17 protein-coding genes and 1 tRNA gene are annotated in these 22,376 nt (G+C 42.1%); 11 read left to right on the forward strand and 7 right to left on the reverse strand.

The window, feature by feature from the left end; translation table 11 throughout:
* Positions 1-33 precede the first annotated feature (33 nt).
* The 6 genes from RMY32_RS11375 to alr all read right to left on the reverse strand — a co-directional run bounded on the left by RMY32_RS11375 (position 34) and on the right by alr (position 7,173).
* On the reverse strand, positions 34-2,844 hold the full coding sequence (locus RMY32_RS11375; protein WP_322713715.1) for a methyl-accepting chemotaxis protein: 2,811 nt from the start codon (positions 2,842-2,844) through the stop codon (positions 34-36).
* Between the two features lie 61 nt (positions 2,845-2,905).
* Complete coding sequence (locus RMY32_RS11380) at positions 2,906-3,403, reverse strand: chemotaxis protein CheW (RefSeq protein WP_322713716.1); 498 nt, start codon at positions 3,401-3,403, stop codon at positions 2,906-2,908.
* A 4-nt stretch (positions 3,404-3,407) separates the two neighbouring features.
* Positions 3,408-3,785 carry a response regulator gene (locus RMY32_RS11385; protein ID WP_322713717.1) on the reverse strand — a complete coding sequence of 126 codons (378 nt, stop codon included), beginning with the start codon at positions 3,783-3,785 and terminating at the stop codon, positions 3,408-3,410.
* Positions 3,786-3,847: 62 nt separating this feature from the next.
* Complete coding sequence (locus RMY32_RS11390) at positions 3,848-4,915, reverse strand: response regulator (protein WP_322713718.1); 1,068 nt, start codon at positions 4,913-4,915, stop codon at positions 3,848-3,850.
* Between the two features lie 881 nt (positions 4,916-5,796).
* Positions 5,797-5,878: transfer RNA gene (locus RMY32_RS11395), tRNA-Leu, on the reverse strand.
* A 107-nt stretch (positions 5,879-5,985) separates the two neighbouring features.
* Entirely contained in the window at positions 5,986-7,173 is a 1,188-nt protein-coding gene (gene alr / locus RMY32_RS11400) for an alanine racemase (RefSeq protein ID WP_322713719.1), read from the reverse strand.
* Between the two features lie 430 nt (positions 7,174-7,603).
* On the opposite strand from alr, the gene RMY32_RS11405 reads away from it, so the two are divergent.
* The 10 genes from RMY32_RS11405 (at position 7,604) to RMY32_RS11450 (ending at position 16,765) form a co-directional block, all read left to right on the forward strand.
* The gene (locus RMY32_RS11405; RefSeq protein ID WP_322713720.1) at positions 7,604-8,101 is read left to right on the forward strand and encodes an HNH endonuclease; all 498 of its coding nucleotides are present in this window, start codon (positions 7,604-7,606) and stop codon (positions 8,099-8,101) included.
* 659 nt (positions 8,102-8,760) lie between these two features.
* The gene (locus RMY32_RS11410; RefSeq protein WP_322713721.1) at positions 8,761-10,044 is read left to right on the forward strand and encodes a bifunctional oligoribonuclease/PAP phosphatase NrnA; all 1,284 of its coding nucleotides are present in this window, start codon (positions 8,761-8,763) and stop codon (positions 10,042-10,044) included.
* Between the two features lie 175 nt (positions 10,045-10,219).
* Entirely contained in the window at positions 10,220-10,663 is a 444-nt protein-coding gene (locus tag RMY32_RS11415) for a DUF29 domain-containing protein (protein ID WP_322713722.1), read from the forward strand.
* A 197-nt stretch (positions 10,664-10,860) separates the two neighbouring features.
* On the forward strand, positions 10,861-11,355 hold the full coding sequence (sixA, locus tag RMY32_RS11420) for a phosphohistidine phosphatase SixA (protein WP_322713723.1): 495 nt from the start codon (positions 10,861-10,863) through the stop codon (positions 11,353-11,355).
* 108 nt (positions 11,356-11,463) lie between these two features.
* Positions 11,464-12,600, forward strand: coding sequence for a citrate synthase (locus tag RMY32_RS11425; RefSeq protein WP_322713724.1), 1,137 nt, complete (start codon positions 11,464-11,466; stop codon positions 12,598-12,600).
* 337 nt (positions 12,601-12,937) lie between these two features.
* Complete coding sequence (nuoH, locus tag RMY32_RS11430; RefSeq protein WP_322713726.1) at positions 12,938-14,056, forward strand: NADH-quinone oxidoreductase subunit NuoH; 1,119 nt, start codon at positions 12,938-12,940, stop codon at positions 14,054-14,056.
* Positions 14,057-14,161: 105 nt separating this feature from the next.
* Complete coding sequence (gene ndhI, locus RMY32_RS11435; RefSeq protein ID WP_322713727.1) at positions 14,162-14,746, forward strand: NAD(P)H-quinone oxidoreductase subunit I; 585 nt, start codon at positions 14,162-14,164, stop codon at positions 14,744-14,746.
* A 111-nt stretch (positions 14,747-14,857) separates the two neighbouring features.
* A complete protein-coding gene (locus RMY32_RS11440) occupies positions 14,858-15,472 on the forward strand; it encodes an NADH-quinone oxidoreductase subunit J (protein WP_322672193.1) in 615 nt (204 codons plus the stop codon).
* A 60-nt stretch (positions 15,473-15,532) separates the two neighbouring features.
* Entirely contained in the window at positions 15,533-15,838 is a 306-nt protein-coding gene (nuoK, locus tag RMY32_RS11445) for an NADH-quinone oxidoreductase subunit NuoK (protein WP_006199065.1), read from the forward strand.
* A gap of 6 nt (positions 15,839-15,844) precedes the next feature.
* Complete coding sequence (locus tag RMY32_RS11450) at positions 15,845-16,765, forward strand: NAD(+) kinase (RefSeq protein ID WP_322713728.1); 921 nt, start codon at positions 15,845-15,847, stop codon at positions 16,763-16,765.
* A gap of 172 nt (positions 16,766-16,937) precedes the next feature.
* On the opposite strand, the gene RMY32_RS11455 is transcribed toward RMY32_RS11450, so the two are convergent.
* Positions 16,938-18,707, reverse strand: a complete 1,770-nt coding sequence (locus tag RMY32_RS11455; protein ID WP_322713729.1) for a pentapeptide repeat-containing protein — start codon at positions 18,705-18,707, stop codon at positions 16,938-16,940.
* A gap of 545 nt (positions 18,708-19,252) precedes the next feature.
* Between RMY32_RS11455 and RMY32_RS11460 the strand changes: the two genes are divergently transcribed.
* Positions 19,253-22,273 (forward strand): zinc-dependent metalloprotease, encoded by a 3,021-nt coding sequence (locus tag RMY32_RS11460; RefSeq protein ID WP_322713730.1) that lies wholly within the window; start codon positions 19,253-19,255, stop codon positions 22,271-22,273.
* Positions 22,274-22,376: the final 103 nt, after the last annotated feature.

Genomic DNA, 22,376 nt, shown 5'->3' on the forward strand with positions numbered 1-22,376 from the left:
AAAGGACAAAGGACAAATGACAAATGACAAACATTAACTAACTTTGAAAGCCTCGACAGTCTCTTGCAACTGTTGGGAAATATCCACAGTTTGTTGCAGAGATTCAGAAACTTGGCGAGAAGAATCGCTGCTACGTTGTGATATAGCAGCGATATCTTTCATCAATTGGCTAACACTTTGGGATGTTTCAACCTGAGATGCAGTCGCGGTAGAAATCGACTGCACTAAAGAGTCAATTTGAGAAGATACATCCAAAATTTCACTCAGACTTTGTTTAGCTTCCTCCACAATTCGAGTACCTTCTACGACTTGGGTAGTGCCTATTTCCATTGCTTGCACTACTTCACTGGTTTCTCGTTGGATATTTTCAACAATTTGTTCAATTTCTTGGGTTGCGGCGGCACTCCTAACTGCTAGTTCGCCGACTTCTTCAGCCACTACGGCAAAACCTTGACCTTCTTCACCCGCACGCGCTGCTTCAATACCGGCGTTAATGGCAAGCAAGTTGGTTTGAATCGCAATTTGGTTAATCAAGGAAACCACGCGAGAAATTTGTTGCGAAGACTCTCCCAAACGTTTCACTTTCTTAGCAGTTTCACCCACAGTTTCCCGCAAAGAGAGGATGTTTTGTACTGTCAAATCCATTGCGTGTCCACTCTTGGTAGCGGTGTGAGCAGCATGGTTAGCAATGAAGGCAGTTTTTTCGGCACTTTCGGCTACGGCTTTCATGGATTGGGTCATGTGGTCAACAGCATCAAGGGTGCGGTTGATTTCGGCAGCTTGGGTTAGCGCTTCTTCTGCTAGGTGGCGGATGGCTCCTTCGTTAGAGCCAATGGCACTATTTACATGGATGGCAGCTTGTTTAACTTGGGTAACAATATCTCGGAGGCTTTCCACAATGGAGTTGAAGAAGTCGGCAACAGTACCAATCTCCCCAGCGGTTACATCTGCACGTACTGTCAAATCGCCTCTGGCTGCACCTTCTACGTCGTTGAGTAGTTGTAAAAGTTGTTGTTGCAGTGTTTCGTCTGACCCAGTTACAGTTACATTTCTGACTTTTTCTATCTCTTCTAATAATTTGGCTTGTTCTAAGGCATAGCCGACTTGAGTTGCTATCTGTTGAAACAAGTCAATTTCCGGCTGTTGCCAAACATGAGGAGTTTCGCAATGATGAGCAATTAATAAGCCTAAAAGTTTTTCTTGGGCAAGAATCGGTACAATTAAATGACTTTTGACAGCAAATTTTTCCAACAGTTGGATGTAACTATCGGCATTTTTCAGGCTTTGGTCTTGATGAATATCGGCAACTGCTTGCACTTGTTCATTGCGATCGCTTTCTAGATAATGTTCCTTAAAATAAGGGTCGTCAATTTGCACTCCCAGCATTTTGGGCCAATTATCAGTTCCCGATTCCGCAACGACAACGCCAGTCAAAGTACTTAAATTCAGACTATAAATGATTACCCGGTCTGTTTTAAGGATTCGCTGAACTTCTTTGACTGCTGCGTGATAAATATCTTCAGTTTTAAGAACTTTCCGAATCCGTAGGGTAATATCTGCTAGTAATTTTGTCCCTTCAACGTCTAGTTCCTGCTGCTGTTCTTTAACTAAGACCTGCAATTGTTCGGCCATCAGGTTGATATTTGCACTCAATACCCCTAATTCGTCTTCTCTTTCAATTTCCAGACGGGTATTAAATTTACCTTGACCTAACTTTGCTAATGCCGCAGTTGCATTGAGAATTGGTAGTGTAGTCAGTTTAGCTAACCGAGATGCGATCGCACCTACAATCAATGCTGTCACTGCTGTACCGATGGCTATAGTCCACAATAATTGTCTTTGCGACTCAAATACAGTTGCGGTATCTGTAGCTAAAAGTACCTGCCAATTTAGATCGGGTAAGCCATCTATGGTACTAGCTGGTACATAGCTGACTAGTTCTTGTTTTTTCTGAGTTTTCGGAACTTCTATAAAACTATTTACCTTTTTGGCTGCTAGCAGTTTAGGTAAATTAGAATACTCTGCCTTGGCCTCTTTCCCCAATAATTCCTTTTGGGGACTCAAGAAAACTGTTCCCGAAGCATCAAGCAAATAATATTGTTGTCCGTTGGCTGCGTAGTTTTTGGTAACTTCCTCTAAAGATTTTACGGGCATACGTGCTTGTACCACGCCAATGGTTTGGCCCGTCCTGGTTTCTTTCACAGGTGCGGCTAGATAAATACTCACAACACCAGTATTTTTTGCTGCTTCCGGTTGGCTGATGACAGGAGTATCTTTTTGTAAAGCGTCTTGAAAATAGGTGCGGTCTTTTTGATTTTCCAAGGGTTCACCTGTAGACTGGACAATCAAGTTACCTTGCCGATCGAAAACAGCAATACTGTCATAAGCTTTGTAGGCTTCGACAACCCGATCTAAGACTGCTTGCTTTTCTTGAGTACTAATACTAGCTTGAGAATTTGTCAAAAATAGTAAGTTTGATATTACTTGAATATCACCGTAGCGTCCCAGCATAAAGCGGTTAACTTTATCACTCAATCCAGTGGCTTCGGCTTGTTGAGATTGGGTAATTTGCTTAGTAATGGATTTGTTGGCAAAACCAAAAGCGATCGCACCGATGCCCAAAACTGGTATTGTACCAATTGCGATCGCTAAAATAGTCGCTTTCTTAACCAATCCCAGCCTGGTAAAAGAGGCAATCCCCTGATTCCAAGCAGAATTATTAGCACTTTCAGTAGTCAGCTTAGTTGGTAGCTTTACTACAGTTCCAATAGCTTTTTGAGATGAAATCAGCGATGCTCGATTTTGAGCGCTATTACCTTGATTCGTGTTAGTTTTATTAAACATAAAAGTAGTTCTCCTAAATATGTGAATAAGAACCCTAAAAAGCTGTTTTTAGTAGTAAAATCTAATCACTGCGGAGAATAGAAGATTGCACAATTGCCTGTGCATCTAATACCAGTAATATTTCTTCCTGTTGTACAACGCACCCACATAAATAAGGAACTAAACTGGATGTCACTTGTCCGATAGGAGAATGAATATCATCAACTATGAACTTGGTTGTACCTTTTATTTCTTGTACAACTAATCCCAACACCAATGATTCCACTTGGATAACGATTACATTGTATTGTCGCAGTCGATAATCTAGGGATTCTAAATTGAGCATTCTTGGTAAATCAACTACCCAAATTATCCGACTCCGCCAATTCATTAATCCTAATATGCAGGATGGCATATTCGGTATTGACGTAATAGATTCAACAGGCACAAGAATTGCTTCTTGCGTATGCTTCATTGATAAAACAGCAGTAGTTTGTTGATTTAGCTGAAACTTCAGATAACTATCTGCTAAATTATTCGGGATTGGTTTTGAAGAAAGAGTAATGTTTGTACTAGTCATTGATTCAAATTACCATTGATTTAATAGTACGTAGCAGATGTTCGCGGGTGTAAGGTTTAGTTATATAGGCATCTGCACCTTGTCTCATCGCCCACAAACGATCAATTTCTTGATTTTTGGAACTACAAACTACAATCGGCACTTTTGCAGTAATTGGATTTCTTCTCAGAGAACGACATAATTCAAATCCGCTCATTTCTGGCATTACTACATCAGTAACGATCGCATCTGGTTTTTCTAACACAGCTTTTTCTAAACCCTCTTTTGCACCACTTGCTTTAATTACGTTGTAACCACTCTCTTTGAGATAATGGCTCATTAATTCCAATTCACTGGGAGAATCTTCTACAATCAAAATTGTGCCAAGCAAAGTCAGGCTCACTATCAAATCTCCTAAAAAAATAAATTAAACATATTTTGTTATTTTTATTTGCCTTATTTCAATCAACCAAGATGCTTAAAAACCATTTTTAGCAATTCGGATTGTGTAAAAGGCTTAGTCAAATATCCTGACGATCTGACCATTTTAGCTTTTGCCCTGTCGATAAATCCTGTTCTACCAGTCACCATAACGATCGGTGTATTTTTAAAAGCTGAATGTTTACGTAATAAGGAACATAGCTCATAGCCATCCAAACTTGGCATTTCAACATCTAGCAAAATCAGATCGGGCTTACTCCGTAAAATTTGCATTAAAGCTTTTACCGGATCGTTGATTGTTACAACTGAAAATGTGTTTTCATCTAAAAAGTGTTTGATAGAATTCAAAACAGTTTGGCTATCATCAATGCAGGCAATTGTATATAGTTTTTTGCCAACAGATGACTGAGGGGTTTTATTATTTTCCGAAATATCAAAATTGATTGGAATTGGCAAGTTTTGCCCAATCTTTATTTGCAACTGTGGCTGAATTTGAGAAGACTGTGTTGTAGAAAAAACTTGGGAATTCCCACCAGCCGGAATTGATGACTGAATATTTTGCCGATTTCGTAACTGTTTTTGACAGTGTTCAACAAGCAACCTTAAATCCAGGTGACAGAACTTTGGTAGTTCATCCAAAGAGCTTTCTGGACTGAATTCATAGCTACCTTCTTTTAAACACAAAAATGATTCCATTACTTCTTTTGCTAATTCGTCTATCAGGCTTCCTGCTTGCACAGAGGTAATATAGTCCTGATTTACTAACCAACAAATAGCTTGGTAATCTGCATTTGGTATTGATTGATGTTCATTTTTCGTCTCAAACATCAGCCGCATCTGTACGCGAGTGGCGCTGTTGAGAGCTGGAATTTGCTGACTCAAGCGCCGTAAGTGACTGTCAAGGCGCTCAAATAGTTTATCTGAATAGGAGGCATAAGTAAGTTTACCGTCCTCTAGATAGATTGACCAAGAAACTATCCCGGTAAATACGCTTAAGCAACCCGTAGCACGCCGACTTGTTAATTGTGCCAACAGAGATAGCGGATGTAGTTTCTGGAACAACCTGTAGCTACCTATAGGAGTTGTGCTCATTTTGCTTTTACTTCAGCTAAAATTCGATACGTGTAAGCTAAATTCGTGTAAAGTTATTCCACAATCAAAATCAAGTAAAAAGCATTAAACTTTTGGATTTTAAAGTACATCAGTTTACATCTAGATTTGTGGTGAAACTCAACGAGAGTAGCGTTATTTTCAGATGAGCAAATCTTAGTAAATTCGTAAATTGTGATTAATCTACTTAGTGTTACTGAGATTTATCAACATCTTTCGAGAAATAAGACATAAAAATGTCAAGACTAGATGAAGCCACTTTCCATTGAGTAACCCCAATCTGACCACAGGAATAATACTGATTTTATTAATGGCGATCTCTTTGAGCTTCTGTATTTACACTTAGTTGAAATTTATTTTTTAAACAAGTAAGAAATAATGAAGCCACTTTGCATCGAGCAACTTCAAATTGACCACAGTAATAACACTTATTTATTGAAAGCAATAAATGTATTTTTTGTTATTTGTATTTAATAACTTAGATGAAACAGAATGCAAAACTTATTTTTTGTAGAGTGTTTTACCGCCGAGAATAGGTACTGAAAGTTCTCAGAATGGTACGTTATGTCCCTAACACATCCTACCTACGAAAATTGTAGGTTATTAAATCCATTAGGACTTATGCACTTTGACACATTTACTATCATTTGGAGAACAGACTTATTAAGTTAAAAGTCTTTCCCTGTCTTGTTCACAGGTGCATTTTACCACAAACAAATTTTCAAATATCCTCTTGTATTTGAAGCTATGCTGGCGAAACATATTTTTATTTAAGCGATATTTAAATAGGCTGGTAACTATTCTTGAACTTTTAACTCAAGTATAAGTACCAGCCTAGATCAGGCAATTCGATTTATTAGAAATGCGGATGAAAGGACTTGAACCTTCACTCCTCTCGGAACTAGAACCTAAATCTAGCGCGTCTGCCAATTCCGCCACATCCGCATCAGTTTACCATCATACCATAAGAAATTATTTTTGGGAATAGGAAATGGGGACTGGGGAAGTTGGAAAAGAATAACAATGCCCAATGCCCCATGCCCCATGCCCAATTACATAACCGCAACACGAGGCAGACGATGCTTGAATCCACAGAGAATTTCCCAAGAAATAGTGTTTAGTTGTTCTGCCCAATCGTCTGCTGAAATTTGTTCTTTTCCCTGTTCTCCTAATAAGGTGACTATTTCTCCTTCTTGGATATTGGGTATGGCACTTACATCCAGCATTAACTGATCCATTGTAATTGTCCCAATTTGTGACACGCGCTGACCGCGAATTAACACCTGCATTTTGTTGGAAAGACTGCGAGGAACACCGTCAGCATAGCCAATTCCCACAACAGCAAGGCGAAGTTCGCGCGGGGCAATAAATTTATGACCATAGCTAACAGCTGTTCCTGCGGCAATTGTTTTAACTTGGGTAACTCTTGCTTTAAGTTGCAAAACAGGCTTGAGATCGATCGCATTTTGTAAATGCGGTGCTGGATAGAGTCCGTAAACAGCTAAACCTACACGCACCATGTCGTAGTGCAATGCTGAATTTGTAAGTGCGGCGGCTGAGTTTGCCAAGTGCAAGCAAGGCGGTTCAATTCCCATTGCTTTGATTTGAGCGATCGCATCCTCAAATCGTTTATGCTGTTCTTCCATTGCCGTGGTATCGGGATCGTCTGCTGTCGCTAAATGAGAATAAATACTGGCAATAGATAGATGTGGTAATCGCTGCACTAGTTGCACAAATTCGCCAGCTTGCCGCCAATCAGTCCCCAACCTAGACATTCCCGTGTCTAATTTAATGTGTACGGGCACTGGAGAACCATGATTCATCGACTCTAAGGTATCAGAAAATACTAAAGCTTGTTTAGGGCTACAGAGTGTGGGCTGAAGTTTCCATTGGGCGATCGCATGAATCTGCTCTAGTGTATGAGTTGCCCCTAAAATCAAAATGGGAGCTTGAATCCCGCCTTCTCGCAATTGAATAGCTTCTGGAACTGTAGCCACTCCCAGGCAACTAGCTCCCGATTGGATGGCAATTTGGGCAACTGTTACTGCTCCATGTCCATAGGCATCAGCTTTTACTACTGCCATTAACTGGGTACGCGGCGATAAAAACTGCACCAGTTGCTTTACATTGTATGACAACGCTTCTAAATCAATTTCTACCCAAGCTCGTTGCGAAAACCACGCGTAGGTATCGCATTGCTGATTAGGAACTACACCAGGGATTTGTTTGCGACTTAACATTTGTACTGACTCCTATCCCGCCACGGCTAAACTTTCAAGTTATCTATCTATACACGCTCCTAAAAGCGAGATCAGATTAAATAGGAAGTTTAACCTTCAGATTGGAATTGATACAAGATGTTACGGCGCTAAGTAAAAGTTATGAGTTAGAAGTTATGAGTTATAAGTTAGAAGTAAATCTTACGGCTTAACTTTTCACTTTGTTCTTGTCTACAAGACGCTGCGCGATTGCGTCAGTCTAAGTAATAATTTTGATAAAGTAATAAATTTGACTTTTCAACTCCTAACTCCTCACTCTTCACTCCTAACTCGTGACTCTTTACTCATAACTTAATTTTCAAATTCTTCCGAAAGTATAATTTCTTCTCATCTCCCTAGCAGGGTGTATTTGTGTTAATATATTGTAAAACTCATACCCTGAGCGCAAATAATGGGGAAGGTTTTAGTCTTAAACGCCTCTTACGAACCTCTCAATATAACGAGTTGGCGTCGCGCTGTAGTTCTTTTAATCAAGGGCAAAGCAGAACGCGTGGAACACAACGGCAAATTTCTGTACACGGATTTCCCGTTGCCGACCGTGATCCGGTTGCGTCATTATGTACGCGTTCCTTATAAAGAAATCCCTCTAACTCGCCGAAATATATTGCACCGTGATGGTCATGCTTGTCAATACTGTGGTTACACAGGGGATGAATTGACACTAGACCATGTAATACCGCGATCGCGCGGCGGAGGCGATACTTGGGAGAATATTGTTACCGCTTGTGTCCGTTGTAATGTCAAAAAAGGCAGTCGGAATCCCCACGAAGCTCACATGCCTTTGCGTCATCCCCCGCGCCAACCTTATAGCAGTCTCTATTTCGAGGTCAGCAAACATCTTAAGAGTGGACTGCATACAGAATGGCAAAAATATGTTATAGGTCTTTGAGCAAAAAACAGAGGAGCAAAGGAAAAAGAAGAAATACCTCTTTCTTTGGGAGATAACCAATAACTTGAGTTATCGACTGTTAAAAAATTGGTGGCTATGTGGCTTGCAACAAAGGCGATTGCATCAAATATCAAGCTTTTAAATTTGTTGTATGTATATAGAGTTTCCCTTTTGCTCTTTACTCCCCCTGTATTTTGCCCTTTTTCATTGGACTTTACTCTAAATTTTCAAAATTTTCAAAGGGGATAGTAAACACGCGTTGTTCATGAAAAATAATTGTTAATTGCTCAATAGTCACAATAATGAGAATATTAAGCATAAGAATATTTCAAATATCAGGGACTAATTCCAAAGTATAAGATAGTAAGTATACCCTAAGTTAGATAAAAATCTCGCTGATTGAATTTACGAAAGAGAACAAAACTCCTAAAACATTATGCTGCCAGATACAGCCCAATATCCTAAACTTCCTTGCTGTATGCCCTTTAGTGGAAGTTAGTTGATTGTTGAGCGCTGTTACTGACAAGAAATATACTTAGATGTATAGTGCAATGTCTTGAGATTTTTGCGAAGATCGTAATTAATGTGGCTAAATTCAGGTAATTGCTGCTCGTAGTATTTCTGAATTAAAGGAGCCTCACACTTAAAAAAAGTTCCCTATGTACTTTAATTCTCCCGTTACTCAGTTTGAGAGTTTGTCGTTGACCACAGAGCCAAACCCAGAGGAACCTGAAATCGAGAAAGCGCCAGTGGAAGTTGCATTTAAGAGTCCGTCACTACCGCCATCGGTAGGTGATGGAGCGATATATCTCAGTAACCGTGGTAATTCTCTGGCACAACAAAAGTCAGAAGAACTGCAAAAAACCCTTTTGGCACACCGACACGATCGCCAACTGGTAATTCTGCAAGATTTTCCTGACCCTGATGCGCTTTCTTGCGCCTGGGCTTATCAGTTAATTGCCCAGCAATATGATATCAAGTGTGAAATCATTTATGCTGGTGCATTGAGCCATCAAGAAAATATTGCCTTGGTAAGGCTGACTAATTTACCTATCCAACGCTGGACAACCCAAACCTTGAAAACAAAAGATTTGTCATCTTATCAAGGTTTTGTATTAATTGACAACCAGGGAACCACTTCACAACTACTGTCAGCAGTGCAGCAAGCTGGAATTCCTTTAGTGGTACTCGTCGATCATCACAGTATCCAAGGCGATCTGCAATCAGAGTTTGAGGATATCCGTCCTTATGTAAGAGCAACGGCAACAATTTTTACTCAATACCTCCAAACAGGATTATTGGCATTAGATAGCAGCATAAATCAACACGTCAAATGTGCTACTGCCTTGATGCATGGCTTGCGATCGGATACAGATCGGCTAATGCAAGCGCAAGAAGAAGATTTTATGGCAGCGGCGTATTTAAGCCGATTTTATGACGCTCAACTGTTGAATGCTATTTTACAGGCGAACCGTTCCAAGCGGGTAATGGATGTGATCGAGCGATCGCTGAAAAACCGCATCGTCCAAAATAACTTTTCCATTGCTGGTGTTGGCTATTTACGCTACGAAGACCGTGACGCCATCCCCCAAGCGGCTGATTTTCTCGTTACCGAAGAAAACGTCCACACCGCCGTAGTTTACGGCATTGTTCACGATGAAGACGAAGAACTGGAAATAGTCATCGGCTCCCTGAGAACTAGCAAACTTACCCTTGACCCCGATGAATTCATCAAAGAAGCTTTTGGGCAAGATAGCACAGGGCGCTTTTTCGGCGGTGGAAGAACAAGCGCAGGTGGCTTTGAAATCCCAATGGGCTTCTTATCTGGCAGTAACGAAAATTCCGCCTATGCGAAAATGAAATGGGAAGTATTCGACGCTCAAATTAAGCAAAAACTGCTGAGGTTAGTTAACCCCAGAGACAACCCGATTCAATCGGAGTAGAGAGATTTCAAGGAGACGCGCAGAACTCCTAACTAATACAGCAGTCAAAGTGTTTGTTCAGATAGTATCCCTTCCCGATTTTTGATAAAAGTCGGGAATTTGGGTTTTATGGCGAATACTGAACTAAATCAAAGTTAACTTGCGCCTACCTATTTATTTGTGAAGAAGAAGCGCTATGAAGTCTATAAAACTCCAAATCTTACAAACTTTGTATGAGCAAGATTTTTATGCTTGGGTAGAGCAGACAGCAGAGCTTTTGCGATTGCACCACTGGGACACCCTGGATTTAGAACACTTAATAGAAGAAGTGGTGGACTTGGGTAAGAGTCAACAACGAGCTTTGCAAAATGCGTTGCGGTTAGTCTTATCGCATTTGTTGAAATGGAAGTATCAACCAGAACGTCGTAGTCACAGTTGGCAAGTGACCATTACCCGTGAGCGACTGAATATAGATGAATTGCTGCAAGAAAGTCCTAGCTTGCAGCGTTTTTTAAATGATGCCGAGTGGATAAATACTACCTATCAAAGAGCGCGGCGAGAGGCAATGGTGGAAACAAGTTTATCAGAAGATAACTTTGGGATCGCCTGTCCCTGTAAATGGTGTCCTGCTGTTGAATAATGCAAAATCATCTTCATTTTTTGTTCAGAGGTATCAAAAATAATCCAGCAAGAGTTATCGAGACTTCGCCTTATACAGAACAGATGACAGATCAACCAATACGTAATAATGATTAAGATTAGGATAGGTTAAGTCACACCACACGTAACTCCTAACTCAGAACGGGCAACACCCTGCTACGCTCACAAAATTAAAGTATGGAACTATATTTAATTCGTCATGGTATCGCCGAAGACAAGGGATTAGGCATCAAAGATGAGGAGCGCAGCCTCACCAAAGAAGGAAGGCAAAAAACTGAGAAAGTTGCCCAAAAACTTGTTAAATTAGGTTTAAACTTTGATTTAATTCTCACCAGTCCCTTAGTGCGGGCGCGCCAAACGGCTGAAATCCTGATAGCAGAAAAACTAAGCTCCCAGTTAGAGGAATCTAGCCACCTCGCTCACGACGGTCAAATTTCTAGTTGGCTAAAAGAGTGGTTAGAGCCAAGAAATTATTCCCAAAAGACCCAACTGGCGCTGGTTGGACACGAACCTGATTTAACCAATTGGGCAGAAATTCTCCTGTGGGGAGAAGTCAAAGAAAGTTTTGTCTTGAAAAAAGCAGGTATGATTGGGATAAAACTACCAGAAACAGGTTCTCCTCTGGGTCGGAGTCAGATGTTTTGGTTGACACCACCCAAGTACCTGCTGTAACAGTTTTTCAACATTTTCGATTGTTGCTAGAACGGCTACTGTTATGGCGATAATAAATTTCTGGTAAGTTAGCACGATCAGATATTTCACAAAGCGAATGGTGGTGCCATGATGGTGTGCGAATACAAGCCTGGTCTAGAAGGCATTCCCGCCGCTCAATCAAGTATCAGCTATGTTGATGGGCAAAAGGGAATACTAGAATATCGTGGCATTAGGATTGAGGAATTAGCAGAAAAAAGTACATTCCTAGAAACTGCTTATCTCTTAATCTGGGGTAAACTGCCAAGCAAAGAAGAACTGGAAACATTTGAGCATGAAGTTCGTTACCATCGGCGGATAAAATACCGCATTCGGGACATGATGAAATGCTTTCCAGAAAGCGGCCACCCAATGGATGCCTTGCAAGCCTCTGCTGCGGCTTTAGGTTTGTTTTATTCGCTCCGGGATTTACATAATCCTGCCTACATTCGAGATTCAGTAGTGCGGCTAATAGCAACTATTCCGACGATGGTGGCGGCCTTCCAACTGATGCGAAAAGGCAACGATCCGGTACGTCCCCGTGATGATTTAGACTATTCCGCCAACTTTCTATACATGCTCAATGAGCAAGAACCCGATCCTCTGATGGCGCGGATTTTTGATATCTGCTTGATACTTCAAGTCGAGCATACAATGAATGCTTCTACCTTCAGTGCTAGGGTGACAGCTTCCACCTTGACCGATCCTTATGCTGTGGTTGCTAGTGCTGTGGGAACTTTGGGCGGGCCTCTACATGGTGGAGCCAATGAAGAAGTAATTCAGATGTTGGAAAAAATTGGCTCTGTGGAGAATGTCCGTCCCTACATAGAGCATTGTCTGGAAACTAAATCTAAAATTATGGGCTTTGGACATCGTGTCTATAAAGTGAAAGATCCACGAGCCATAATTTTACAAGGTCTAGCAGAGCAATTGTTTGAAAAGTTTGGGCATGACAAGTTCTATGACATTGCCCTAGAGATGGAACAAGTGGTAGGAGAAAAACTCGGTAGCAAGGGGATTTATCCCAATATTGACTTTTATTCCGGTTTGGTGTATAGGAAAATGGGTATTCCTACAGACTTATTTACGCCAATATTTGCGATCGCTCGCGTTGCCGGTTGGCTAGCCCATTGGAAAGAACAACTAGCAGAAAACCGGATTTTCCGTCCTACCCAGGTTTACAACGGTCTGCACGAAGTTACTTATACTCCCATTGAGCAACGGTAACTAGTATTTGGTATGGGGCATTGGGCATGGGGCGTTAGGAGTGCTGAGTAATGAGTAATGAGTGCTGAGTTAGGAGTTATTCTCTCTCTGCTCCCCTGCTCCCCTGCCCCCATCCCCGTCTCCTCACAATAGTCAATCTCAATGCCAACCATAAGTAGAATTCTCATCTCGCTTCAGGGTGGTCAAACCATCCAACGATATACTAGGCATGGGAATTGGCAACAAATCTTCAATCGAGCGTCATCACAGCAAAAATTAAAAATGGGTGAATTTACAGGTATTAATTTAACTAATAGTTGTAACTCACCATGACTCTATGTCTTAAAGAGCACCAAACATGAATTCAGGAATTGACCTCCAAGGAACTTTTATTGAATCCCTCCGGGATTTAGGTATACCAGCAGGAACAGCTAAAGCGATTTGGATGCCACTGCCAATGATACTGATGCTGATTGGAGCAACAGTGGGGGTATTAGTTGCTACTTGGCTAGAACGGAAAATTTCTGCCTCTGCACAGCAGCGAATTGGGCCAGAATACCAAGGGCCTTTTGGGTTGCTAGTACCTGTAGCGGATGGTCTAAAGCTGGTATTTAAAGAAGATATAGTACCAGCCAAGTCTGATCCCTGGCTGTTTACCCTCGGCCCCATTATTGTTGTAATTCCGGTATTTCTGTCATTCCTGATTGTGCCCTTTGGACAGAATATCGTAATTAGTAATGTGGGCATGGGCGTATTCTTATGGATTGCCTTGTCAAGCATTCAACCCATTGGCTTGCTGATGGCTGGCTATGCATCTAATAACAAATATTCCCTCTTAGGGGGCTTGCGGGCAGCAGCGCAATCTATTAGTTATGAAATTCCTTTGGCGTTAGCGGTATTAGCGATCGCTATGATGTCTAATAGCCTCGACACCGTTGATATTGTCAATCAGCAGTCTGGCTACGGCGTTCTGGGCTGGAACATTTGGCGACAACCAATTGGTTTTCTGATCTTTTGGATAGCTGCCCTCGCTGAATGCGAACGATTACCCTTTGACTTACCCGAAGCGGAAGAAGAAATCGTCGCAGGCTATCAGACTGAATACTCAGGCATGAAATTTGGTCTGTTCTACCTGGGTTCATACGTTAACTTAATCCTTTCTTCCTTACTAGTAGCAATTCTCTACCTGGGCGGTTGGGACTTTCCCCTTCCCCTCAACCTCATCGCTGGTTGGCTGGGAGTTAGTGAATTAAATCCCGTGTTCCAGATAGTAACTGCGGCTTTGGGTATCACCATGACTGTGTTCAAAGCTTATTTACTAGTGTTTGTCGCCATCCTGTTGCGCTGGACAGTGCCACGGGTAAGGATTGACCAACTGTTAGATTTAGGATGGAAGTTTTTGTTGCCAGTTGGTTTGGTTAATCTCCTATTAACCGCCGCCCTGAAACTAGCCTTTCCCTTTGCTTTTGGTGGTTAGTCATTAGTCATTAGTCGTTAGTTATTTGTACTAATGACTAATGACCAAGGACAAAGGACAAAGGACAAATAACGCTGATAGCTTAAAAAGAGAGAGTGAAGCACAATGCTAAAGTTCCTAAAACAAGTTGGCGATTACGCCAAAGAAACAGTACAAGCTGCGCGTTACATTGGTCAGGGCCTTTCTGTCACCTTCGATCACATGCGGCGGCGTCCAATTACTGTACAGTACCCTTACGAAAAACTAATTCCTGGCGAACGGTTTCGCGGTAGGATTCATTTTGAATTTGATAAGTGCATCGCTTGCGAAGTTTGCGTTCGCGTTTGTCCAATTAACCTACCTGTAGTAGATTGGGAATTCGACAAAGCCAGCAAAAAGAAAAAACTCAACCACTACAGCATTGACTTTGGAGTTTGTATCTTTTGCGGTAATTGTGTGGAATTTTGCCCCACTAACTGTCTATCGATGACAGAAGAGTATGAGCTTTCCACTTACGATCGCCATGAATTGAACTATGACAACGTAGCGCTAGGTCGTCTGCCGTATAAAGTAACAGACGATCCAATGGTGACACCACTGCGCGAACTAGTTTACCTACCCAAAGGCGTCCTCGAACCACATGCACTGCCCGCAGATGCGCCACGTGCAGGTGCGCGTCCAGAAGACTTGGTAGAACAAGCAGAAAAATAAATGTCATTTGTCCATTGTCATTTGTCCTTTGTTATTTGACTAATAACTAATGACCAATGACCAATGACCAATGACCAATGACCAATGACAATTGACTAAGGACAAAAAACAGTGAATCTAGCAGAAGGAGTACAGTTAGTATCACTTGGCATACTGGGCGTGATGATGATTGGGGCAGCCATTGGTGTGGTGCTGTTCTCCAACATCGTTTATTCTGCCTTTTTGCTGGGGGGTGTGTTTATCAGCATAGCGGGAATGTACCTGTTGCTAAATGCTGATTTTGTTGCAGCTGCACAAATACTAATTTACGTTGGGGCGGTTAACGTGCTGATTTTGTTTGCCATTATGTTGGTGAACAAGCGGCAGAATTTTGTAGCATTTCCCAACTCTTGGGTGCGGAAAGCACTTACAGGTGTAGTCAGTGTAGGATTGTTTGGTCTTTTAAGTACGATGGTGCTGGCTACTCCCTGGGCTTACTCAGCTGCTCCTGTGGCGGGTGGCGAAAGTTCTATAGTTTTAATTGGAGAACATTTCTTCACTGACTTTTTACTGCCTTTTGAACTAGCTTCCATTTTGCTGCTGATAGCAATGGTAGGAGCAATTATTTTGGCACGCCGCGAGTATTTGCCAGACCTGTTGACACCATCCAAACTGGGGCAAACTGTTTTGACTTTGCAAGAACGCCCCAGAGAACTAGTATCAACAACCAGCGAAACAAAAGAGTAATATTTGCAACCTGAGTCGCAGATAAACAGCCAGATTTTTTCAGGAGGGATACTCAGATTCATGCAACTCCAGTACTTTTTATTACTAGCAGCAGCTTTATTCTGCATTGGCATCTACGGTTTAATTACTAGCCGCAACGCTGTGCGGGTGCTAATGTCAATTGAATTACTGCTTAATGCTGTTAATCTGAATTTAATGGCATTTTCCAACTTCCTCGACTCAACATTAATTAAGGGTCAGGTTTTCACAGTATTTGTGATTACCGTGGCCGCAGCCGAGGCGGCGGTGGGTTTAGCGATCGTGCTGGCCATTTATCGCAACCGCGATACCGTCGATATGGAGCAGTTTAATCTCCTGAAGTGGTAATTGTGCGTGCAACTCAAGCAGATAATCATTGCTTATAAAGCGCGGGATGCCCGGAGTAAACAATGGGCAGAAATCTGTGCGAAACAACTAGAAAGCCGCGATTGCCAAGTGTTGATGGGGCCTAGCGGGCCGAAAGACAACCCTTATCCAGTCTTTTTGGCTTCGGCGGGTCAACCAATCGATCTCGCTTTGGTACTCGGTGGCGATGGTACTGTTTTAACTGGTGCCAGACATTTAGCCCCAGCTGGTATCCCAATTCTGGGAGTGAATGTAGGAGGCCATCTGGGGTTTTTAACTGAGTCAGTGGAAGAGTTTCAGGATACAGAGAAAGTTTGGGATCGGCTGTTTGAGGATCGTTATGCTATCCAACGACGGATGATGTTACAAGCTGCGGTGTATGAGGGTCATGGATCTAATTTAGAACCAGTGAGCGAACGTTACCTGGCTTTGAATGAATTCTGTGTCAAACCCGCCTCCGCTGACCGAATGATCACCTCAATTCTGGAAATGGAAATCGATGGTGAGGTAGTCGATCAATATGTCGGGGATGGGTTGATTATTTCCACTCCTACAGGTTCCACAGGTTACACCGTTTCTGCGAATGGGCCAATTATGCATGATGGTATGGAGGCGCTTACCATTACTCCTATTTGTGCAATGAGTCTTTCTAGTCGTCCCCTCGTTTTACCCCCTGGTTCTGTGGTGAGCATTTGGCCTTTGGGGGATTACGATTTGAGTACCAAGCTGTGGACAGATGGGGTTTTAGGGACTTCTATTTGGCCCGGACACCGCGTTGATGTGCGGATGGCAGAGTGTCGGGCTAAATTTATTATTTTGCGCGAGAACAATTCCTACTATCAGACGCTACGGGAGAAGTTGCTTTGGGCTGGTACAAGGGTTCACTACAGCAATAATCACCGTAATTAATTAAGTATTTGAGAGTGCATTTACCGCAGATTGCGATCGCCTATTGTTGTTATGCGATCGCAACCAAAATTACCCAAGCCCCTGGATTCGTCTGGGGGCTTTCTACTTCGGGAGAGAAACCTATACATAAATGTATTAGCTCTTTAAAGTTTAGTATAAAATCTTGCTCATCTCAATTTAGTCCCAGTTCTTCCTTCAACGCCTTTGGTACATTAACTGCTGTTTCTAATCCCCGCACACCTTCCCACTGCTGCTTTTTACCCCAGATCATCTCTTCTAGATTGGCGTCGCTAAGGTCTGCACCACCCAGAATGGCGTAACTGAGGTTGCTATGGCTGAGATCCGCGCCGTTGAGAATAGCACCACTGAGGTTACTACCACTGAGGTTAGCACTGTTAAGGTTGGCATAGCTGAAGTCTGTGCCAAACAAGATGGCGTCGCTGAGGTCAGCACCACTGAGGTCGGCGTCGTTGAGAATCACGCCGCTAAGGTCAGCTTCATTAAGAATCACCCGACTCAGGTCTACACCGCTGAGGTCGGCACCTAAGAACATTGCACCGTTAAGTCTGGCATTGTTAAGTTTGGCACCATTAAGTTTGGCATAGCTGAGGTCTGCGGCAACCAGGATAGCATTGCTGAGGTTGGTACTGAAAAGAATTGTATCACTGAGGTTAGTACCGTTGAGGATGGCATGACTCAAATCAGCACCACTGAGGTCGGCGCGGCAAAGGTCGGCATGGCTAAAGCTGACGCTATTAAGGTTGGCTTCACTCAGATTTGCACCGAAAAGGATGGCGTTATTTAAGTCAGCATGGCTGAGGTTAGTGCTGCTAAGGTCGGCACGGTTCAGGTCGGCGCGGCTAAGGTCGGCGCGGTTCAGGTTGGTATTGCTAAGGTCGGCGCGGTTGAGGTCGGCGCGGCTAAAATTGGCACAGCTAAGGTTAGCACCACTGAGGTTGGTGCTACTGAGGTCGGCACAGCTAAGGTTAGCACCGCTGAGGTTGGCACCGCTGAGGTTGGCATCGCCGAGGTTAGCACCGCTAAGGTTGGCACCGCTGAAATTTACGCCAGTTAAGTTGGCATCGCCAAGATAAGCAAGGCTAAGGTCGGCACCGCTAAAGTCTGCTCCGGTAAGGTTGGCATCGCCCAGGTAAGCACCCCTAAAGTTGCCGCCTTTGAGGAATTGTCCAACTATACTGCTAAAGTTGCCAATTTCCAGGGCATCGCTATAATTGATAATCCGCAGCAGTTGGGATGTGAAAAAATTGTCTGTGTCCGGTTGGGCAGATGGGTAAAAGTTGATTTTTTGTTTGAGTTCATCTTGCCCTTGGGCGTAACGGTGTAACTCTAGTAATAAAATCAGTACGTTCAGCCCTGTATATATGTCTACCTGTCTCAACCCGATCGCAATATTTTGTGTCGCTAGCTTTAACTTTGTTTGCTGAGGCAGGTTATCATCTGGTGTGCCATCGATAAATTCTCCCTGACACCAGCGACGATAAAAATCTTCTAGCCGCCGAAAAAGCAATTCTAGACGAATTTTTTGACCAGTCACAACCAATTCCATTAGTTGCTTGACTATCTCCGGTTTCAGGGCAGCATTGCCTAATAAATCATAAATCTCTTCATGCATCTGGCGATCGCATACTTTAAAGCAAAACCCAGTGGATAAAGTGCCCAATGTGCGATCGTCTATCTGAGAACTCAAACCGTTCTTTGGTACTGTCCATTTTTCTAAGCTTTTTTGCAGTCTTGCAGAGTATAAATATTCTTGCAAATTATCTTGAGCTAATCTAACGCTTTTGTCTGGTTCTTTAATATTTTTTCCTAGAGGTAAAACTGCTTCAGTTTCTAGGGATGTGGCCTTTGGCATCTCTTGTAACCTTGTACCCCTCACATAATTTCTCAGCAGCTGCCAAACTTGAGATAAATATGTTGACATTTTTGTTTCCGTTGTTACATTTAAATAACTGTTTTTGATAATCCTGAATTAAAAACTTTTTTATGCCAGTTGGCTTTGCATTCCCAATAATCAATAGTATAAATAAATACTATAGTAAAAAAATCATGAGTTGACGATATTTAGGGCAGGCTACTTCTGATGAATTTGCCAACGGCGTTTTTGGATGGCGGCTTCTTGCTCACCTGTAGTAGCCTTAAGCTTCCTCTCATAATGTAAATAAAGTGTTAACTTCAAAATTATTTTCCCGCTCAACTAATTCTATGATTTAGCTAATTTGTGATACTTTTTCTCCAATAAATTTCTGAGTATGATGTAAAAATCATACTTACTGTTTGTAGAAGATGCAATTGTTAGAAAAAATCCTACATTAAAACAGCACAACAAAGCTGAAAAATGGCAATGAAAATTTAAGCTGAAAGTTTATTGCTTAATATAAAGCAGCTAAGATAATCGCCATAGGGCAGGCTATATGGCTTTGCAAAAGTTAAAAATTAACGAAAGATAGTTATCAGGTAATGAATGCGATGAACAGATTAACCTTTTATATGATTTTGTTACATAGTTTATTTTTAGGCATAGCGACAGCTAGCGCTAAGTCACCGTTTGTTAACAATGTTGATACAGCCAAGCATATTGTTGGAGAAAATGTGGTAACAGTCAGAAGTGGAGAGAAGTTCAATAGTCAGTTATCGACAGAAACTTCTTCAACGAAAATCTCAACCTTATCATTAAATAATATTAATATTCCTCAGAAACAGAGGCTACCATCAAATCAAGTTTGGGTAGTTAATCAAAATAAACACGCACAGCCTCAACCGTTTATTTGGATAGTAAAAAACCTGAAACAAGCAGGTCAACAACCATTTTTACAAGTTGCAAACGCCTTAGAGAAAGCAAACGCAAAGCCTAGTACTACCGCGAAACCAGCAGCAAAGGATGATTTAGAGCCATTTAACGAAGTAATTAAAAACACCCAAAAATCTGGGGGATTGTTTACCCTTTATCGTAATAAAGAAAAGAATAAGATTTATTTAGAAATTAAGCCAGAACAACTTAATAAAAATTACCTAGCTACGGCAACCCTGGAATCGGGAATTGGCGAACGAGGTATTTACAGTGGTATGCCTCTGCAAGATTTTTTATTTTATTTCAAACGGGTAGATGATAAATTACACTTTGTCATCCGCAATGTGAATTTTCGCACTCGTGAGGGAGATCCCCAAGTGCGATCGCTGACGCGATCGTTTAGTGATTCTGTTCTCTATACCATTCCCATTAAAAGCATTCATCCAGAACGCAAAACTATTCTCATTGACTTAGAAGATTTGTTACTCACAGACTTAGCTGGATTATCTGTAGGTTTAGGAGTTCCAAAAAGCACAAGCCAGTCCTATTTTGGGACTGCTAAAGCCTTTCCTCAAAACTTAGAAGTCGAATCAATTTTGAATTACTCTGATAGTGCTGAACCCAACAGTGAAGCGGCAAACTTTGGGTCGCTAGCTGACAACCGTGGTTTTACCCTGCGCGTTCACTACAGCCTCTCCCAACTACCCGATCTAGATTATCGACCGCGCCTTGCTGACGATCGCGTTGGCTATTTCATCACCGCCTATCAAGATTTATCCAAAGACGACGATCGCGGCGATTCTTTTGTCCGCTACATCAATCGCTGGCATTTAGAAAAACAAGACCCGAAAGCAGCCATTTCTCGTCCCAAAAAACCGATTGTCTTCTGGATTGATAACGCTGTACCCTTAGAATACCGCGATGCCATGAAAGAAGGCATTCTCATGTGGAACAAAGCCTTTCTCAAAGCTGGATTCAAGGATGCAATTGAAGTCCGCCAAATGCCAGATGATGCTACCTGGGACCCGGCAGATATTCGTTACAACACAATTCGCTGGATAAACACAGTCGATGGCTACTTTGCAATGGGGCCATCTCGCGTTAACCCATTGACAGGGGAAATTTTGGATGCAGATATTCTCGTAGATGCTAGCTTTATCCGGGCACTCAAGGGTGAATATCGCAAAATCGTCCAACCCAGCCAAACAGAAAATCGCACGACTTTATCAGCTTTGATGCAAAATCGTTTACTTTGCGCCAATGGTTTAGATGGGAAAAACAATGGTGTCCCCCAGAAGATGCAAGGACAAGAGGGGTTGTTGAATCGTTTATCGAAAATGGCAGGCGAGTACGATTTATGCTATGGCATGGAAGCTGCTAACCAGTTTGCCTTTGGTTCACTGGCAATGTCTCTGCTGCCTGATACTATGGCTACTCCAGACAAGGTAAAAGCATATATTAATCAATATTTACGTTTAATCATCGCTCACGAAGTTGGACATACTCTTGGTTTACGTCATAACTTCCGTGGTAGTACCCTGCTACCACCACAGGAGATGAATAATATCGAAATTACCAAAAATAAAGGTCTGACAACTTCTGTCATGGACTATATTCCCCCAAATATCGCCCCTCAAGGTACAAAACAAGGAGATTATTTTCCGAGTATGGTGGGGCCTTATGATGAATGGGCAATTAAGTACGGCTACACAACAATTCAAACATCAACCCCTCTAGCAGAAAAGCCAATTTTGGAGGAAATTGCTGCACAATCCTACAAGCCAGAGTTAAGTTATTCCACAGATGAAGATGTGTATGACCTCGACCCCACAGCTGATGCTTGGGATAACAGCTCTAATGTGCTGCTTTATTCTCAGTGGCAATTGAATAATTCGCGGGTGATGTGGGAACGTCTGGATAAGCGTTTCCCAATGGCTGGTGATAGTTACAGCGATGTCAGCGAACGTTTTAGTACAGTATTGGGTAACTATTTTCAGCAAATATATTACACCACAAAATACATCGGGGGACAATCTTTCTACCGCATTCACCCCAGCGAAATACCTTCTGAGAAAGTCTCTGGAGTCACCCAACACCGTTTACCATTTGTACCAGTACCTGTTGAAGAACAACGGCAAGCTTTAGAAACGCTACAAAAATATGTATTTGCAGAAGATGCCCTCAATTTTTCACCAGAATTACTGAATAAATTAGCACCTTCTCGTTGGCGACATTGGGGTAGTTCTCCACAAGTCGGTCGTTTGGATTTTCCCATTCATGACTTGGTGTTACTGATGCAGGGTTCTGTGTTGCGAGATTTACTCTCAAGCGATCGCCTCTCTCGTCTCAAAGATATTGAACTCAAAACTCCCGAAGGAAAAGCACTGACTCTACCAGAACTATTTGACACTTTACAATCAGATATTTGGACGGAAGTCATCAAACCAAAAGGTAAACCAATGAAGATCGCCAGTTTGCGGCGAGGCTTGCAGCGTCAGTATTTGGACATTTTGACTAGTATGGTATTGCGAAAAGAAAATGTTCCAGAAGATGCTCGTACTTTGGCATGGTATAAACTAAAACAGCTTGATGAAAAACTTAAAGGAGTTAATTCCGAGGATGAATACACCAAAGCGCACTTATTAGAAACGCGCGATCGCATCGATAAAGTCTTGAATGCGCCGTTACAAACAAATTAAAAAAGTTAGGAGTGAGGAGTTAATAGTAAAATTCCTCACTTCTCTTTTTTCCCCTAATTTTGGCAAAATATATTTAGAATGCTCATACAGGCTGAAAAAATAG

Source organism: Nostoc sp. ChiSLP03a, from assembly GCF_034531215.2.
GTDB lineage: Bacteria > Cyanobacteriota > Cyanobacteriia > Cyanobacteriales > Nostocaceae > Nostoc.

Coding starts and splice junctions, on each gene's coding strand:
- RMY32_RS11375 (WP_322713715.1), bottom strand. CDS start 2,844: ATGTTTAATAAAACTAACACGAATCAAGGTAATAGCGCTCAAAATCGA.
- RMY32_RS11380 (WP_322713716.1), bottom strand. CDS start 3,403: ATGACTAGTACAAACATTACTCTTTCTTCAAAACCAATCCCGAATAAT.
- RMY32_RS11390 (WP_322713718.1), bottom strand. CDS start 4,915: ATGAGCACAACTCCTATAGGTAGCTACAGGTTGTTCCAGAAACTACAT.
- alr (WP_322713719.1), bottom strand. CDS start 7,173: ATGTTAAGTCGCAAACAAATCCCTGGTGTAGTTCCTAATCAGCAATGC.
- RMY32_RS11405 (WP_322713720.1), top strand. CDS start 7,604: ATGGGGAAGGTTTTAGTCTTAAACGCCTCTTACGAACCTCTCAATATA.
- RMY32_RS11410 (WP_322713721.1), top strand. CDS start 8,761: ATGTACTTTAATTCTCCCGTTACTCAGTTTGAGAGTTTGTCGTTGACC.
- RMY32_RS11415 (WP_322713722.1), top strand. CDS start 10,220: ATGAAGTCTATAAAACTCCAAATCTTACAAACTTTGTATGAGCAAGAT.
- sixA (WP_322713723.1), top strand. CDS start 10,861: ATGGAACTATATTTAATTCGTCATGGTATCGCCGAAGACAAGGGATTA.
- RMY32_RS11425 (WP_322713724.1), top strand. CDS start 11,464: ATGATGGTGTGCGAATACAAGCCTGGTCTAGAAGGCATTCCCGCCGCT.
- nuoH (WP_322713726.1), top strand. CDS start 12,938: ATGAATTCAGGAATTGACCTCCAAGGAACTTTTATTGAATCCCTCCGG.
- ndhI (WP_322713727.1), top strand. CDS start 14,162: ATGCTAAAGTTCCTAAAACAAGTTGGCGATTACGCCAAAGAAACAGTA.
- nuoK (WP_006199065.1), top strand. CDS start 15,533: ATGCAACTCCAGTACTTTTTATTACTAGCAGCAGCTTTATTCTGCATT.
- RMY32_RS11455 (WP_322713729.1), bottom strand. CDS start 18,707: ATGTCAACATATTTATCTCAAGTTTGGCAGCTGCTGAGAAATTATGTG.
- RMY32_RS11460 (WP_322713730.1), top strand. CDS start 19,253: ATGAACAGATTAACCTTTTATATGATTTTGTTACATAGTTTATTTTTA.